The 15954-nt window shown below is 48.6% G+C and carries 20 protein-coding genes and 2 pseudogenes; 9 read left to right on the forward strand and 13 right to left on the reverse strand.

All coding sequences use genetic code 11. The annotated features are described in order from the left end of the window. The 11 genes and pseudogenes from EC843_RS16420 to EC843_RS16465 form a co-directional block, all read right to left on the reverse strand. Entirely contained in the window at positions 1-204 is a 204-nt protein-coding gene (locus tag EC843_RS16420) for a tail protein X (protein WP_133522628.1), read from the reverse strand. Beyond that, positions 179-682, reverse strand: a complete 504-nt coding sequence (locus EC843_RS16425) for a phage tail protein (protein ID WP_083963352.1) — start codon at positions 680-682, stop codon at positions 179-181. Before EC843_RS16425 ends, EC843_RS16420 begins: the two co-directional genes overlap by 26 nt. Further along, the gene (locus EC843_RS16430) at positions 682-1257 is read right to left on the reverse strand and encodes a phage major tail tube protein (RefSeq protein ID WP_133522629.1); all 576 of its coding nucleotides are present in this window, start codon (positions 1255-1257) and stop codon (positions 682-684) included. Before EC843_RS16430 ends, EC843_RS16425 begins: the two co-directional genes overlap by 1 nt. A gap of 1 nt (position 1258) precedes the next feature. Further along, entirely contained in the window at positions 1259-2872 is a 1614-nt protein-coding gene (locus EC843_RS16435) for a hypothetical protein (protein ID WP_133522630.1), read from the reverse strand. 102 nt (positions 2873-2974) lie between these two features. Continuing rightward, positions 2975-3301 carry a phage tail assembly protein gene (locus EC843_RS16440; protein WP_133522631.1) on the reverse strand — a complete coding sequence of 109 codons (327 nt, stop codon included), beginning with the start codon at positions 3299-3301 and terminating at the stop codon, positions 2975-2977. A 64-nt stretch (positions 3302-3365) separates the two neighbouring features. Further along, positions 3366-3878 carry a phage major tail tube protein gene (locus EC843_RS16445; protein ID WP_133522632.1) on the reverse strand — a complete coding sequence of 171 codons (513 nt, stop codon included), beginning with the start codon at positions 3876-3878 and terminating at the stop codon, positions 3366-3368. Beyond that, positions 3875-4717 carry a phage tail sheath subtilisin-like domain-containing protein gene (locus tag EC843_RS16450; protein ID WP_243739151.1) on the reverse strand — a complete coding sequence of 281 codons (843 nt, stop codon included), beginning with the start codon at positions 4715-4717 and terminating at the stop codon, positions 3875-3877. The genes EC843_RS16445 and EC843_RS16450 overlap by 4 nt, the downstream gene beginning before the upstream one ends. Further along, entirely contained in the window at positions 4692-5048 is a 357-nt protein-coding gene (locus EC843_RS24860; protein WP_243739152.1) for a hypothetical protein, read from the reverse strand. Before EC843_RS24860 ends, EC843_RS16450 begins: the two co-directional genes overlap by 26 nt. A 90-nt stretch (positions 5049-5138) precedes the next feature. Further along, complete coding sequence (locus tag EC843_RS16455; protein ID WP_133522633.1) at positions 5139-5561, reverse strand: hypothetical protein; 423 nt, start codon at positions 5559-5561, stop codon at positions 5139-5141. A gap of 3 nt (positions 5562-5564) precedes the next feature. Continuing rightward, on the reverse strand, positions 5565-6833 hold the full coding sequence (locus EC843_RS16460; RefSeq protein ID WP_133522634.1) for a hypothetical protein: 1269 nt from the start codon (positions 6831-6833) through the stop codon (positions 5565-5567). 91 nt (positions 6834-6924) lie between these two features. Next, a pseudogene (locus EC843_RS16465) lies at positions 6925-7053 on the reverse strand (hypothetical protein); the annotation flags it as partial. On the opposite strand from EC843_RS16465, the pseudogene EC843_RS16470 reads away from it, so the two are divergent. From EC843_RS16470 to EC843_RS16485, 4 genes and pseudogenes are all read left to right on the forward strand, one after another. Next, positions 6997-7338: pseudogene (locus EC843_RS16470) on the forward strand (hypothetical protein); the annotation flags it as partial. The pseudogenes EC843_RS16465 and EC843_RS16470 overlap by 57 nt on opposite strands. A 37-nt stretch (positions 7339-7375) precedes the next feature. Further along, complete coding sequence (locus EC843_RS16475) at positions 7376-7870, forward strand: class I SAM-dependent methyltransferase (protein ID WP_133522635.1); 495 nt, start codon at positions 7376-7378, stop codon at positions 7868-7870. A 154-nt stretch (positions 7871-8024) separates the two neighbouring features. Further along, positions 8025-8267 (forward strand): excisionase, encoded by a 243-nt coding sequence (locus EC843_RS16480; protein WP_133522636.1) that lies wholly within the window; start codon positions 8025-8027, stop codon positions 8265-8267. Further along, positions 8251-9375, forward strand: coding sequence for a phage integrase Arm DNA-binding domain-containing protein (locus tag EC843_RS16485; RefSeq protein WP_133522637.1), 1125 nt, complete (start codon positions 8251-8253; stop codon positions 9373-9375). Before EC843_RS16480 ends, EC843_RS16485 begins: the two co-directional genes overlap by 17 nt. Positions 9376-9497: 122 nt before the next feature. Here the strand turns inward: EC843_RS16485 and icd are convergent, their stop codons facing one another. Continuing rightward, positions 9498-10748, reverse strand: coding sequence for an NADP-dependent isocitrate dehydrogenase (gene icd, locus EC843_RS16490; protein ID WP_133522638.1), 1251 nt, complete (start codon positions 10746-10748; stop codon positions 9498-9500). A gap of 134 nt (positions 10749-10882) precedes the next feature. On the opposite strand from icd, the gene rluE reads away from it, so the two are divergent. Further along, positions 10883-11515 (forward strand): 23S rRNA pseudouridine(2457) synthase RluE, encoded by a 633-nt coding sequence (rluE, locus tag EC843_RS16495; RefSeq protein ID WP_133522639.1) that lies wholly within the window; start codon positions 10883-10885, stop codon positions 11513-11515. Here the strand turns inward: rluE and EC843_RS16500 are convergent. Beyond that, positions 11510-12007, reverse strand: a complete 498-nt coding sequence (locus EC843_RS16500; protein ID WP_064547709.1) for a methylglyoxal synthase — start codon at positions 12005-12007, stop codon at positions 11510-11512. The genes rluE and EC843_RS16500 overlap by 6 nt on opposite strands. Positions 12008-12122: 115 nt before the next feature. On the opposite strand from EC843_RS16500, the gene EC843_RS16505 reads away from it, so the two are divergent. From EC843_RS16505 to purB, 4 genes are read left to right on the forward strand one after another with little or no spacing between them, the layout of a single operon-like run. After that, positions 12123-12572: an NUDIX hydrolase gene (locus EC843_RS16505; RefSeq protein WP_064547710.1), complete on the forward strand. Its 450-nt coding sequence runs from the start codon at positions 12123-12125 to the stop codon at positions 12570-12572. Between the two features lie 54 nt (positions 12573-12626). Then, entirely contained in the window at positions 12627-13748 is a 1122-nt protein-coding gene (gene mnmA / locus EC843_RS16510; RefSeq protein ID WP_279535815.1) for a tRNA 2-thiouridine(34) synthase MnmA, read from the forward strand. Positions 13749-13794: 46 nt separating this feature from the next. Continuing rightward, positions 13795-14424 carry a high frequency lysogenization protein HflD gene (gene hflD / locus EC843_RS16515; RefSeq protein ID WP_133522641.1) on the forward strand — a complete coding sequence of 210 codons (630 nt, stop codon included), beginning with the start codon at positions 13795-13797 and terminating at the stop codon, positions 14422-14424. A gap of 20 nt (positions 14425-14444) precedes the next feature. Continuing rightward, on the forward strand, positions 14445-15815 hold the full coding sequence (gene purB, locus EC843_RS16520; RefSeq protein WP_064547716.1) for an adenylosuccinate lyase: 1371 nt from the start codon (positions 14445-14447) through the stop codon (positions 15813-15815). Positions 15816-15954 lie beyond the last annotated feature (139 nt).

The following is a 15954-nucleotide window of genomic DNA, read 5'->3' on the forward strand; positions in this document are numbered from 1 at the left end:
TCACCATAACGACGGGGTATATATTGTGGGTTCTTCAGCAATGACAGGGAGTTTTATTTCAATGCCAGCCTCGTAATAATTACCGAGCTCAGAAAGTCCGGGGTTAGCATTGAATACATCAATTAAGTTTTTCGTATCGCCGTAAAACCGCCAGCATATTTCATCAAGAATATCACCATCACGGGTTATATATATTGTCACCATAATATTTTATCGCCATCGTAAATTGCTGATGTTTTGGTATTCCGGCCATTAAAAACCTGTCTGCCGTATCGGAGAACTCAGATACCACCCAATACCCCAGAATCTCACCTGTACCGGATATCAGGAGTTTTGGTGTGGTCACATCACCCAGCAGGCTCAGTTCATTGACCGGTTGAGTACCTACAAACATCTTACTTACTTTGGGGGATATCCGGCGATTATCCGTATACACCTCACCTGAAAAAGAGATTGTCGGTGTGGACTTTCCTGTGTATTGAAGGCTGTCACGCTGGCCAAAACGCTGCTGCTCCACCCAGCGCCAGGACAATGACCGCTGGATGCTCTGATAGGTCGCATCATCGATATTGAAATTAAAATCACCGAGGGTCATCATCGTCTTAAAATTATGCTTTACGCCAATATCAAGAAGGGCAAAAGCGTCACCGGTCGCGACCTTTGCCAGGCCAAAAATATCCATCAAAAACCCTCCCCGATCAAATCAGATAGCGTCAAATTCCTGAAGTCGATGCCATCAATACCGCCAGGAACTGAACTCAGATAAACCATTAATGAAACGATATTAAGCGTATCGATCCCATTTATCCGCCTTACGCCTTCGCCTGGTATTAACAGTACCTTCTCTTTTCCGTTTACTGAGCGCCTGTAATAACTAAGTGCTATTTCTATTGAGGTTGATTTATTCGCACGCCCAGCACTTCCCGTTGGGTCGGAAGAACTTCTTGATATAAATCCCTCGACTTCATCTTCAATACCCGAAACCCCGCCGGAACCAAGATAACCTTCACGAATAACAAGTCTTGTGCTGATAAAAAGTCTGAATCCTATGGCGGCAAGATCATCAAAATTAGCGCCACGGATCTTCAGGCCGGCGATTAATGGCTGTATACCATCATCAGTAATTCGTGGGCCGTCCATGTGACCCGCAAAATACTCCGATGTTTTAATCACTAAATCGGGTGCCCGATATTCCACGGCATTAGTGATATGCCGTCCACGATGCCAGACAGACCAGCTTTTTAATTGTGACGACATATCACCCTCCGAGGGTTGGTGGTGTCATGATGCCGCTGTCACCAAGGCTTAATTTGAAGACATTAATGGCAGCCTCTCCCACTTTTTTCCCGATGGTCATGGCATCATCGCCTGATGCAGCCTGAACGGTGATGTTGAAGGGGAATTGTTGAAGAGTAGGCATCCCGCGTTCAGCATTCTTCGATGCATTGGCATCATTTAAAATATTCAGAAGAGCGCTATCTGCCGCGTTTTGGGTCCTTTCTTGACCATTCAGATCATAGTTTTCATATGCCGTACCCATACCTGTCTGTTGTGCTGATTGTTTAGTAATTTGCGCAGCCTGCCAGCGAGCTGTTTCCTTCTTCGCAAAATTTTGCACAAACTCATCGGTATCCAGCCAATTAATTCCCTGTTTTTCGGCTAGTCTTTCTCCCTCTTCAACTGCCGCCCTTCCTACTTCTGTGAGATTATTCGCCTTTTCAAACTTAGTTTCATAATCAGCAAAATATTCACCGATGAAATCAGCGAGCACCTGAAGTCCACGCCATAAGGCAGACAGAACCGGTTTTAACTGACTTTCCCAAAAATCACTGATTGATGTTGCGAAACCAGAAATCCCTTCAACCAGAATGTCTTTCCCGCCAGTCCTAAACCAACTGGAAAACTCATCAGCATATTTCGTGATGGATGGTGCCAGGTCACCAGCCAGTGTGCCTATAACTTCTTGTGCTGCACTGCTTAATGCTGTCCACATACTGGACATAGCCATCTGGCCACGAACAGCTCCTTCTTCACCCTTTTTGGTCGTCAGGATGTACTTTTCCTGTGCAGACATCAGCTCTTCGTACGTTTTGCCTGACATTTTCATGTACGCGAGTATTTTGTTGCCCTCACCACCCATTACCATGTCAATCATTGAGCGGGCGACCTGCTCATCCTTCACTTCGAGCGCCCGGTTCAGGATGAGCGCCATCTGCTCTTCGTTTGTCTTTCCAGTGAGTGAACTACTGGTTATCCCCAACCCTGTAAAAGCGTCACTGACGGAAGACTGCTCACCGAGAGCCTTGAATTCACCGATTTTATTGGATAGCTCTTCAGCAAGATCGCCGAATGCCTCTCCATTCATCCCAATCTGTTTTCCTACCGCATCCCAGGCTTTGAACTTATTCAGGCTGACGCCATATCCCTTCGCCACACCAGCCTGTTCTGCTGTAGTAGCATTGATGGCCAGCGCTCCTCCGACTAATCCTGTAGCTACCCCGAAAAGTGGACCAGCCCCAGACATGGCTGCTCCAAGCCCTGCTTTACCAATTCCGGCAGCACCTCTCAGCGGCGCGGTCAAGACCTGACGAATTCTCAGCGTACGATTGAGCTGTTCCGCATCCCTGTTCGCCTCTTCAATACTTTTTCCAAGCTCTGTATATTCTCTTTTCAGCCGGCTCACATCCTTGCCTGCCAGCGTGCCTTTTTTGATTTTCTGTGCCAGGACTTCTTGCTTTTTAGTCAGTCTGGCAACTGCCATTTCAGCGTCAGTGATCCCTTCCGTGAGCGTTTTTGAAGAACTTTTGAAACTATTTGAGACGACACCACCGAAAGTCACGGTAGCTTTGAAATTACTCGACACTACACCCATATTACTTTTTCCTTGTCAGAGATAAGAAATCAACAAATACGCGGAAAGGTAAATTGCTAATTTCAGAGGGTTGCCATCCCTGCATGGTCAGGGACAATTTAATTATTGCCCGCTGGATTTCTCTTTCTGATATCCCATTTTTTTCAGCAATGCCGCCCGTTTTTGTGGCGGAACCATAAAAACGACAAACTGATCCTCAAGCTGTTTGTAATCGGCAATCGTCAATCCTTTTAGAACATCCACGTCCTGTCCGCATAAATCAGAAATCATGATTAAATCCTTTTCATCTTCGGAGCATGTCAGATAGCTGAACTTCAGACGGTCAAATACTTTCGGCTCACGCATAGAAAGGCATTTCAGTTCATTTCCCTGTTGATCCTTGATGGGGGTATACAGCGTAATAATTTTCACTTCTGCCGGATATGTCATTAAAAAACCCTTAAATATAAAAAGGGCGCCTGAGCGCCCATTAATTATTGATAGCTGGAATGAATTACAGGTTTTTGCCCATTACAAAATCGGTAATTTCTTTAAACTGATCGACACCGTTAATGCGCCGCACGCCATTGATAGCATCAATATAAACCACTTCTTTCCCGTCAATGGTTCGTGAATATAATGAGGGGCGCAGTGTTATGGTTACACCGCTTTTGGCACGATCAGTCTCCGTTCTGGCATCGGATTCATATCGCGTAATTAACCCCTCCATCTTGTCCTCGATGAGATTTTTATTTTTTCCTGAGACATACCCTTCACGGACAACAAAACGAGGATTGCCACCAGACTGGAAGCCAAACAATGACAGGATTCGCTCATCAGCCCCCACCAGCTTTATCGCGACGCTCATCGCCTCCATGCCATCATCGAGAACCAATGGCATATCCATGTGGCCAGCGCGAAACTCAGCTTCAGTGATACCGAGTGCCGGCGGTGTGTATTCGGACGCATTGGCTACGTGAGAGCCCTCAGAATAAAGCGCCCAGCGGGTTAAAAATGTTTTTGTCATTGCGCGCCACCTTTAGCGTAATTAGTGTTCAGACGGACACGGCAGGTAATACGCTCAGTCGGCGATTTGAAACCGTAGTCATAATCGATATACAAATGACCCGCCACGATGGTTTCCGCCGTATTAATTTCTTCATCGAGCCACGCCTTGCCGCCATGAATCGCCCCAAGATCTGTCTGTTCCTTCAAATAGGCACTCACAGATGCCACAGCATCATTGGCGAGCATGATGTCCAGCGGTCTATCAAGGTATGGGAATAACCCAGACTGGATGGAATCGCGCAGGATGTCATCGGTTCGCACCGCCACCTCAAACCAGCGTAATGGATCAATGCTGCAATTTCGGTTACCCCAGTGCCGGAATCCGCCGTAATTGATGATGGTGCTGACGCCGTTCATGTTGAGCTGGTTGGCGACGGTGTTTTCATCACCGATTGACCAGCTGTCAATTTGCTCAAGCCCTTCAAAACCATACATCGCCTGGTTTGACTTTGACCACCACCAACCCAGAACATCATCAATACGCGATCGAAGTCCGGCGGCGTAAGCTGAAGCGGGACGATAAATTTTCTCACCTTTTTCATTTGTGACTTTTACGCGTGGCCGCAGAATTTCAACTCGTTCGCCATAAAGTGTATGACGCTGAATGACATCGGCTGGCGTGGCCATCGAGAGGCTGTCCAGATAAGTCACCGCACGAAGTTGCGTGGCCACGGATTCCAGCTTCTTACCCACGCCATCATCTTCAGAAAATTCAGGTGTGATTAAAATTTTCGGCGTTACTGAAACCGCAGCCTGTGCAGACAGTAGAATATCAATGCCCGCGATGATGTTGGCCAACCTCAGCAGCTGTTGATGTTGATGCGCCGCTTGTGGCCACGAGCGTAATCGTCAATTCCTGGTTCGCAAATGTCGCGGCGACTGTTGTCACAGAGTCATCACCCAGCACGGCCACCACACTTAACGCATTCCCCTGCATGCCAGGAAAGAGCTCAGTGGCAGAATAAGTAATAACGTTATCGAGAATCGACGTTCCCGTGACAAGTGATGCCGCCACCGTTCCCGCTGAATCCGGCGCGGTACCCACGATACCAATCGCCGCCGTTTGCACTGTTGCAATCGGGTAGATATTGCCACCCGTTGTTTGCATATCGATGCCATGCAATCCCATATTTTCCCCTTATAAAAAAACCACCCGAAGGTGGTTGTGGTTAATTCATGCCTTGCGGCGGCGAATGCCTTTGGTTTGCTGTTTCTTAAATCATTTTTTTCTAATCATGGCCTTTAGCTCTGCAACTTCTTCTCGTAGAGCTTCAACATCTGTTTTTTTATGCTGCACTGGTGCGGGAATGACTGTTATGTTCTCGCCGTCAAATTTAAAAGCACCCACTTTAAAGCCAGGTGGAAGCGCTTCAACCTCTGCCACGCTCTTTCCCAATGGATTAAACATTGATACGGCAAAGATATTGCCGCGCTGTGGTACAGGAGCATCTACGACGGAAACAATCACACCGTTTTTGTCATACATGATTTTTATTGTATCGTCCGCAAATAGCTCCTGGCATTCATACCAATCCTGGCCATCCTCAGAAATAAGAAATGGAATTGAATTAACGTTCTCACCGAATTTTTTTGCATCCACTGCAAATGGCAGTGTCGATTTGAAATTTTTAATATTTTGCATTATTCATCCCACCACGTTTACCCAGGCACCACTAATGAATTTTTGCTGCGGCTTGTAATAAATGCCCGTAACAGTATCAGAACTGTCAAAGGGGCTTGTTGCCAGCCCAGCTTGCACACAACCAGACGGCACTTGTTGGTCACTTCCGCTATCATCGCCAGTTGTACGGGGTTGCCAGACCATTGCACCAAATTGAATATCATTAACCAGGCTATCTAAATGCGATACCAGGTTCCCGCTCCTGAATACCCCACCAAGTATATTTCCGTTGGATGTGAATCTTGTTGTGTTGGTTCCTATCGCGTAATTAGGGTCAAAAATCCATTGATGAACTTCACCTCTGTCATTAACCGAAGTGATGCATGGTGAAGGCCACTTATCCGCACCATCGACCAATACACCGAAATCACTTGATGCCAGATAACCAATCCCAGTTGTTTGCACTACCGCTTTTGTCAGCGGTAAATACATATTTCCAGCTGCTGAATAGATATGGCTAACAAATGGTGCCATTCCGCTAGTTAACTGGCTCGCTGTCGACCCGCCACCAGGCCAACCAGTGGTATTAAATTCCATCCCCAGCGCACCTGTCATGGTGTCGCCAGTTTTGGATACTACGTTCAATTCTCCTGCCGTTGGCTTGTTTAATGGGCCATATAGGTTTTGTGCATTTCGCAATACTATTGCACCCGTCGCCTTGTCAATTATCAGCCATTCAGCTGTTAAATGACCTGCACTAGAAACAAACATATTTGCCGTGTGTACAACGGTAGCGTCACTACCGTATAAAATGTGAGTTCCCGCACCAAACGCGCCAAAATGAGAATCGGGAGCGCCACCACCCTGTTTAAATAGCGCGGTTTGCATTCCTAATGGGCTAAGAATCTCACCATCAGTCATATCAATGGCAATACTACCCAAGCCCCAACCGCCATTTATCAGCAATCTGCCAGGTGTGGCGTCAATTACCGTTTCTTGAGCGTCATGCGTTGAGCCACTACCCAGCCCAAGATGATCGCGGGATAACTGCTGTGCCTCTGCACCGGCTGCGGCTATTTCTGAAAGATTGTTACCAATTCGCAAATAAAGCGTATTAGCCCGCTCTTCCGTTAAATAATCCTGGGGGCTAACTATCAATGTGATATCGCTAGTGCTTGAGACTTGCAGTAAATATTCGATACCCAATTTTGCTGCATAACCACTATCAGGCGCAGGTTTGACCTGGTCGGGATAATTACTGACGCTATATCGTTTCTTTCGCGGAGACAGCATTCTCAAAAGTCACTTTACCTTTAAAAACCCAGCCATCAGGCGACGCGGTCAAGCTTATTTCACCGCCTGCCAGCTCGATGGCCAGTACGGTAACTGTTTTTCCGTAAACGCTGGCTCCCTTGATTGGGATGACGCGAAAGATGCCATGCTTGCGTGAGCGTTTATGGACAATGGAGGGGTCAATGCCACCCGTATCCCAGCAAGTACGCCCAATGGTCATTTACCTGAGTTCTATTCCGTAGCGCAACACTCAGTATTGTGCAGTCAATTGGTAGCGCCTGAATTCGCATTTGAAGCGTTGATGCATGATGCGGCTGAGGCATATTGCCAGGACATTCCCGCGCCACTTAAAACCCTGCTGCCAGACTACCAACGGATCGAAACTTTCGTAGATGGGCTTATCCGCTTTAAGTACAACTTGCCGCCGAAACAGTCCGCCGTTGTGAAATATGCCGACCTGACAATGCTGGCCACTGAACGTCGAGATCTGGACATTGATGACGGTATGGCAGAGAACGCAATACTGCGTGAGGGAAAAGCTCATGAACACTAAACCCAACGTGCCACCTTCAATTATTGACATGTGCTGCGGGTCTCGCATGTTCTGGTTCGATAAGCAGGATGAACGCGCTTTATTCAGCGATGTCCGCACCGAGCAGCACACCCTTTGTGATGGCCGTAAGCTGATTATCACCCCAGATTTGATTGCCGACTTCCGCGCGCTGCCATTCGCCAGTGACTCGTTCCCAGTTGTCGTGTTTGACCCGCCACACCTTGAGCGTGTCGGTGAAAATGCGTGGATGCGCAAAAAGTATGGTGCCCTGAACAAAAATACATGGCGCGATGACCTGCGCGCTGGTTTCCATGAAGCATTCCGAGTGCTACGGCCACAAGGAGTTCTCATCTTCAAATGGAACGAAACGCAGGTGCCGGTTAGCCATATTCTTGCGCTAACCGACGAGAAGCCGATTATCTGGCAACGTACTGGAAAATCCGACAAAACCTACTGGATTATTTTTGTGAAGAGAGCTGTGTAATGGCGAATACATTACAACCACTCGCAGACTCAGCTCGCTGGATGATACTAAACACTAGGCTAAATACGTGTCTGCTATCTGGAGGATAATTAATCCAGACCACTAATACTGACTAGTAAACGCGCCCTGGTGCAGCCGGGTGTATGGAGGACTTATGGCCAGAACATTAACGTTAGATGCATGGGCTCTTGATGAATTTACCGCTCCTGTACCCAGCAAACCTACACTGCTGAAGTATGCGAAAAACGGCATGATATCTCCCCCACCTTTTAAAGCTGGGCGATGCTGGCGTGTTGAAGCTACGGCTCGCTTTATTGGCATGACAGATAAACCAGTGATAAAGAAAGATGACAATCCACGTTTAATGAGGATTCTCGAAGATGGCGCGCCCCCGTAAATACAACGTGAATATCCCCGGTCTGTCCTGCTACACCGACGCCAGAACCAAAAAAGTTTACTGGCGTTATAAGCATCCTGTAACCGGAAAATTTCACGGTTTAGGTGATAACGAAGAGGAAGCTAGAGGTATTGCCATCGAAGCCAACACTCGCTTGGCTGAGCAAAAGATGAAGCAACTGTTCTCTATACGCGAAAAAATCAGCACTAAACTCGGACTTTCAATCACGGTAACCAGTTGGCTCGATAGCTACATGAAATTTCAAAACGAAAGGCTGAGTGCTGGAGAAATTAAACTCAACACCTTTAAACAAAAATCAGCGCCCGTAGAAGTATTCCGCCGAGAATGCGGCTCAATGGAATTGCAGTCAGTTGGTGCTCGAGATATCGCGACCATTATTGAAGAGTATAAAATTCGCGGACAACGGCGTATGGCCCAGATTGTTCGAATGGTTCTGGTCGATGTTTATAAAGAAGCTCAGCATGCCGGTGAGGTCGAACCGGGTTATAACCCGGCGCTGGCCACAAGAAAACCAATCAATAAAGTTCAGCGTGAGAGGTTTAGCATTGATGAGTGGCGGATAATATTCAACACCGCCGAAAACAGTCAAAACTATGTACAGAATTCTATGCTGCTTGCCGTCGTAACAGGGCAACGCCTGGGGGATATTTCTCGGATGAGGTTTTCAGATATCTGGGATGATCACCTGCATGTAGAACAGGAGAAAACAGGGATGAAACTAGCAATCCCCCTTTCTTTACGCTGCAACGAACTGGATATAACGCTGCGCGAAGTGATAGCCAGATGCCGTGACATGATTATCAGTCCGCATATTTTGCATATTCATCACACAACAGGGAAAGCTAAGCGTGGCGGACCAGTTTCAACTGCATCGATAACCACTTCTTTTTCTCGCGTCAGGGATAACAGTGGTCTGAAATGGAAAGAAGGAACGCCCCCCACCTTCCATGAACAACGATCCTTATCAGAACGACTTTACCGGGCACAAGGAATCGACACACAAAAATTATTGGGCCATAAAAATCAGGCAATGACTGATCGGTATAACGATGATCGAGGAAAAGACTGGATTGTTTTAGCTATTTAACCAGTACAAATTTCACCCAGTTTTGCAGAAGAGTTTTGCAGGGGTTTTGCAGAGAGCTTTTCAGAGTGACCATAAAAAACGGGAGCACCAGGCTCCCGCTTCGAAATCAGCGAAATCGCTAATTACATATGCTTGATCATTGCATCGCCAAACTCTGAACATTTCAGCAGCTTAGCGCCATCCATCAGGCGTTCGAAATCGTAAGTTACGGTTTTAGCGTTAATCGCGCCTTCCATACCTTTAACAATTAAGTCAGCCGCTTCGAACCATTCCATATGACGGAGCATCATTTCTGCGGAAAGGATGATGGAACCTGGGTTCACTTTATCCTGGCCAGCATATTTTGGTGCAGTGCCGTGGGTCGCTTCGAACAGTGCGCATTCGTCACCGATGTTAGCGCCTGGTGCAATACCGATACCGCCAACCTGAGCTGCCAGGGCGTCGGAGATGTAGTCACCGTTCAGGTTCATACAAGCGATAACATCATATTCAGCAGGGCGCAGCAGGATCTGTTGCAGGAACGCATCGGCGATCACGTCTTTCACAACGATCTCTTTGCCGGTGTTAGGGTTTTTCAGTTTCACCCATGGGCCGCCATCAATCAGTTCGCCGCCGAACTCTTCACGCGCCAGTTGGTAGCCCCAGTCTTTGAAAGCACCTTCGGTGAATTTCATGATGTTGCCTTTGTGAACCAGGGTCACAGAATCACGGTCGTTGGTGATTGCGTATTCGATGGCTGCACGAACCAGACGTTTGGTGCCTTCTTCTGAGCACGGCTTGATGCCGATACCGCAATGTTCAGGGAAACGAATTTTCGTTACGCCCATTTCATCACGCAGGAATTTGATGACTTTTTCAGCTTCAGCGCTGTCAGCCTTCCACTCGATACCGGCATAAATATCTTCTGAGTTTTCACGGAAGATAACCATGTTGGTCAGCTCTGGGTGTTTAACCGGGCTAGGAGTGCCCTGGTAGTAACGCACCGGGCGCAGGCACACGTACAGGTCAAGCTGCTGACGCAGAGCAACGTTCAGGGAACGAATGCCGCCGCCAACTGGCGTGGTCAGTGGCCCTTTAATCGCCACGCGGTAATCACGAATCAGGTCCAGAGTTTCTTCTGGCAGCCAGACATCCTGGCCATAAAGTTGGGTAGATTTTTCGCCGGTATAGATTTCCATCCAGGAAATTTTCCGCTCGCCTTTGTAGGCCTTCTGCACGGCAGCATCAACCACCTTAATCATCGCTGGCGTCACGTCCACACCGATACCATCACCTTCAATGAAAGGAATGATTGGGTTGTGAGGAACATTCAGTTTGCCATCTTGCAGGGTGATCTTTTTACCTTCCGCCGGAACAACTACTTTGCTTTCCATTAACCTTCTCCTTCGAGCGCTTCTTTTTGTTAATGATTTGTAATGTGCGTGTCAATACTACTTGAATATCAGGCCCGCGCCAATCACTGGTGATTTCCGTTATAATGCGTTAATCCCTGACGTCTGAAAACACTATGAATAAAACTTCTTTTAGAAATCCAACAGTTAAACGATTCAGCACGCGACGCCCAGTCAAAAAGCCCGCAACAAGTGGACCGAAGCGGCTGGTTATCTTCAATAAACCCTACGATGTGCTACCGCAATTTACCGATGAAGCGGGTCGCAGCACGCTGAAAGATTACATACCGTTACAAGGAATTTACGCGGCAGGTCGTTTAGATCGCGATAGCGAAGGTTTGCTGGTATTAACCAACGATGGCGCATTACAGGCGCAACTGACTCAGCCTGGCAAGCGCACCGGTAAGATTTATTTCGTGCAGGTTGAAGGTTTACCGACGCAAGAAGCACTGGAATCACTGCGTAACGGAATCACGCTAAACGACGGTCCTACCCTGCCCGCTGGCGCTGAACTGGTTTGCGAGCCGGAGTGGATATGGGCGAGAAATCCGCCTATTCGTGAGCGTAAAGCGATTCCAACAAGTTGGTTGAAAATCACCTTATACGAAGGGCGAAACAGACAGGTGCGAAGGATGACGGCGCATGTCGGATATCCAACGCTACGCCTGATACGTTTTTCTATGGGCAATCTTGAGCTTGCCGGTTTGGCACCGGGTGAATGGCGGGAGATTCCGCTGGATTCGCTATAAAAGCTGCTGCGTATTAACACCATGTTGCGTAACGTGAGAAACCCGGCTGCTGAGGAAAGCATCACCATCCGGGACGGTAATTTCCAGAGCTTGTTCAAATAAAGATGAATGAATCAGGAAGTTCGCGCTACAGGCATTGCTGGCAATCGGTATATTCCAGGCCGTTGCCAGCCGCATTAACGCTTTTACGTCAGAGTGATGGGGCACGGCACTCAGCGGGTCCCAGAAGAAGATAAGCACATCAATCTGGCCCGAGGCAATCAAGTAACCAAGCTGTTGATCGCCGCCAATTGAACCGCTCATTAATGCCAGAACGGACAAACGAGTGTGGGATTGCAACAGGTTCCCCGTGGTACCGGTTGCATAAATGATATGGTTGCTAAGCGCCATTTGGTTATCAACGGCCCAGTTGAGAAGGTCAGGTTTGCAAGGATCGTGTGCCACTAAAGCGATACGTTTGCTCTGCGGCATAATGCGCGTGGTAAGTTGCATCGAAGTACCCTCGTGGAAAGTGCCAAACCTCACGAGTATATGGCACAAGACAAAAATGTGATCCAGATCACTTTAAAATGATCATGCTAATGAATTTGAGACAGGGAGAATAACGATGTTTAAACCGCACGTTACCGTCGCTTGCGTCGTTCAGGCGCAGGGGAAATTTTTAGTTGTTGAAGAAACAATCAATGGCAAAGCCACGTGGAATCAGCCTGCCGGGCATCTGGAAGCTGACGAAACGTTAGTTGAAGCCGCTACGCGCGAATTATATGAAGAAACCGGTATTTCTGCGCAACCGCAAACGTTTATCCGCATGCACCAATGGATAGCCCCGGATAACACCCCTTTTCTGCGATTTCTGTTTGCCATCGATCTTGAAGAACAACTCCCTACCTCGCCGCATGACAGCGACATCGATCGTTGTTTATGGCTGGATCCGCAACAAATTGTTAACGCTGAAAATTTACGCTCACCTTTAGTCGCTGAGAGTATTCGCTGCTATCAACGCGCTGAACGTTATCCGCTCAGCATGCTGGGTGCATTTAATTGGCCCTTTAGTTAAGGGTGCCAGGCCCGGTGATGCGTGCTAGAATACGCCGCCTTTAAGTTCAATGTCGTGAGTGACTCCATGTCTGATAACAGCCAGAAAAAAGTGATCGTCGGGATGTCCGGCGGTGTCGATTCCTCCGTTTCCGCTTACTTGTTACAACAACAGGGTTACAAGGTGGAAGGCCTGTTCATGAAGAACTGGGAAGAGGACGATGGCGAGGAGTACTGCACCGCAGCCGCTGATTTAGCAGACGCACAAGCCGTTTGTGACAAACTCGGCATTGAACTGCACACCGTAAACTTTGCCGCAGAATACTGGGATAACGTGTTTGAACACTTCCTGGAAGAGTACAAAGCCGGGCGCACACCCAACCCGGATATTCTGTGCAACAAAGAAATCAAATTTAAAGCCTTCCTCGAATTTGCCGCTGAAGATTTAGGTGCCGACTACATCGCCACCGGTCACTACGTGCGTCGCGAAGACGTGGACGGAAAAAGCCGCCTGCTGCGCGGTTTAGACAGCAATAAAGATCAAAGCTACTTCCTCTATACACTTGGCCATGAACAAATTGCGCAAAGCCTGTTCCCGGTCGGCGAACTGGAAAAGCCAGAAGTGCGCCGTATTGCGGAAGAGTTAGACTTGATCACCGCGAAGAAAAAAGACTCTACCGGTATCTGCTTTATTGGCGAGCGCAAATTCCGCGAATTCCTCGGCCGTTACTTGCCTGCACAGCCGGGTAAAATCATCACCGTTGATGGTGAAGCTATTGGTGAGCATCAGGGGTTGATGTACCACACGCTGGGTCAGCGTAAAGGTCTGGGCATCGGTGGTACCAAAGAAGGTAGCGAAGATCCGTGGTATGTGGTCGATAAAGACGTTGAGAACAATATTCTGGTGGTCGCCCAGGGTCACGAGCACCCGCGCTTGATGTCCGTGGGTCTGATTGCCCAGCAGCTGCATTGGGTTGACCGTGAAACGATAACTGAACCGCTGAAATGCACGGTGAAAACGCGTTATCGTCAGACCGATCTTCCTTGCACCATTACGCCGCTTGATGCGGATCGTATTGAAGTGCGTTTTGACGAGCCCGTTGCCGCCGTCACCCCAGGCCAGTCAGCCGTGTTCTATCTCGGTGAAGTGTGCCTCGGTGGTGGTGTTATTGAGCAGCGTCTGCCGCTTGTTGTTTAATCGCAAAGTTTAATCGCAAACATCGCAAACAAGGACGAATACCTTCGTGGCCAAAAATTACTATGACATCACTATCGCGCTGGCAGGGATCTGCCAGTCTGCCCGTCTGGTTCAGCAATTGGCTCACCAGGGGCATTGTGATAACGATGCGCTGCATGTTTCGTTGAACAGCGTTATCGACCAAAACCCAAGCTCCACGCTGGACGTTTTTGGTGGAAATGAAGCCAACCTGAAATTGGGCCTCGAAACCTTGCTGGGCGTGTTGAACGCCAGCAATCGCCAGGGCATGAACGCTGAATTAACGCGTTATACCCTGAGCCTGATGGTGCTGGAGCGTAAACTTCACGGCAGCAAAGGCGCGATGGATAAGCTCGGTTCCAGTATTTCTGGCTTACAACGTCAGCTTGAACATTTTGATCTTGAGTCCGATACGCTGCTGAGCGCCATGGCGGGTATTTATGTTGATGTCATCAGCCCACTAGGCCCACGGATTCAGGTCACCGGTTCCCCTGCCGTGCTGCAAAGCCCGCAGGTACAAAGCAAAGTCCGCGCCTCGTTGCTGGCCGGTATTCGCGCCGCTGTGCTCTGGCACCAGGTTGGCGGTGGACGTTTGCAGTTAATGTTTTCTCGTAGTCGCCTGTGTGCTCAGGCCAAACAAATTCTTGCTCATTGTTAACCTCTTTGGAGTTGTAACTTATGGAATTATCCTCACTGACCGCCGTATCCCCCGTTGATGGACGTTACGGTGACAAAGTCAGCGCTCTGCGCGCTATTTTCAGCGAATTTGGTCTGCTGAAATTTCGCGTACAAGTCGAAGTACGTTGGCTGCAAAAACTGGCCACGCACACAGCGATCAAGGAAGTTCCTGCTTTTGACGCAGACGCAATCGGTTACCTTGATAAAATTGTCGCTGAGTTTAGTGTAGAAGATGCCGCACGCATCAAAACCATTGAACGCACCACCAATCACGACGTAAAAGCCGTTGAGTACTTTCTGAAAGAAAAAGTAGCGGCTATCCCTGCCCTGCATGCGGTATCTGAATTTATCCACTTCGCCTGTACTTCAGAAGACATCAACAACCTGTCCCATGCTTTGATGCTGGAAACAGCCCGCAAAGATGTGGTACTGCCGTACTGGCGTAAAGTTATCGATGCGGTGAAAGACCTGTCGGTTCAGTATCGCGACATCCCACTGCTTTCCCGTACCCACGGCCAGCCTGCTACCCCATCGACCATGGGTAAAGAGATGGCAAACGTGGCATACCGTATGGAGCGCCAGTTCCGTCAGTTAGAGAAAGTGGACATCCTCGGTAAAATCAACGGTGCGGTCGGCAACTATAACGCGCACATGGTGGCTTACCCGGAAGTTGACTGGCACCAGTTCAGCGAGGAGTTCGTGACTTCTCTGGGCATCCAGTGGAACCCGTACACCACGCAGATCGAACCACACGATTACATCGCTGAATTGTTCGACTGCATCGCGCGTTTCAACACCATTCTGATCGACTTTGATCGTGATGTTTGGGGTTACATCGCCCTGAATCACTTCAAGCAGAAAACCATAGCAGGCGAAATCGGTTCTTCCACCATGCCGCACAAGGTTAACCCAATTGACTTCGAAAACTCCGAAGGCAACCTGGGCTTGTCCAACGCAATGCTGCAACACCTGGCGAGCAAACTGCCGGTTTCCCGCTGGCAGCGTGACCTGACTGACTCCACCGTACTGCGTAACCTGGGCGTGGGTATTGGCTATGCGCTGATTGCCTACCAGTCCACCCTGAAAGGTGTGAGTAAACTGGAAGTGAACCGCGACCGTCTGCTGGCAGAGCTGGATCTCAACTGGGAAGTGCTGGCTGAGCCGATTCAAACCGTGATGCGCCGTTACGGAATTGAAAAGCCGTACGAGAAACTGAAAGAGCTGACTCGCGGTAAACGCGTCGATGCTGAAGGCATGAAACAGTTTATCGACAGCCTCGAACTGCCAGAAGAAGAGAAAGTTCGCCTGAAAGAGCTGACGCCAGCTAACTATATTGGCCGCGCTATTACTATGGTTGATGAGTTGAAATAATTGTAAGCCTGGACGCCCTCACCCTAACCCTCTCCCCCTGGAGAGGGTTAGGGTGAGGGCGTCCTAAACTCAACACCAATCCAACTGTTTACCCAAGGTTTATCCCCTCCCCGTCATAATTAGCGTTAAACTATCAATG

It is taken from the genome of Buttiauxella sp. JUb87, from assembly GCF_004361975.1.
Lineage (GTDB): Bacteria > Pseudomonadota > Gammaproteobacteria > Enterobacterales > Enterobacteriaceae > Buttiauxella > Buttiauxella ferragutiae.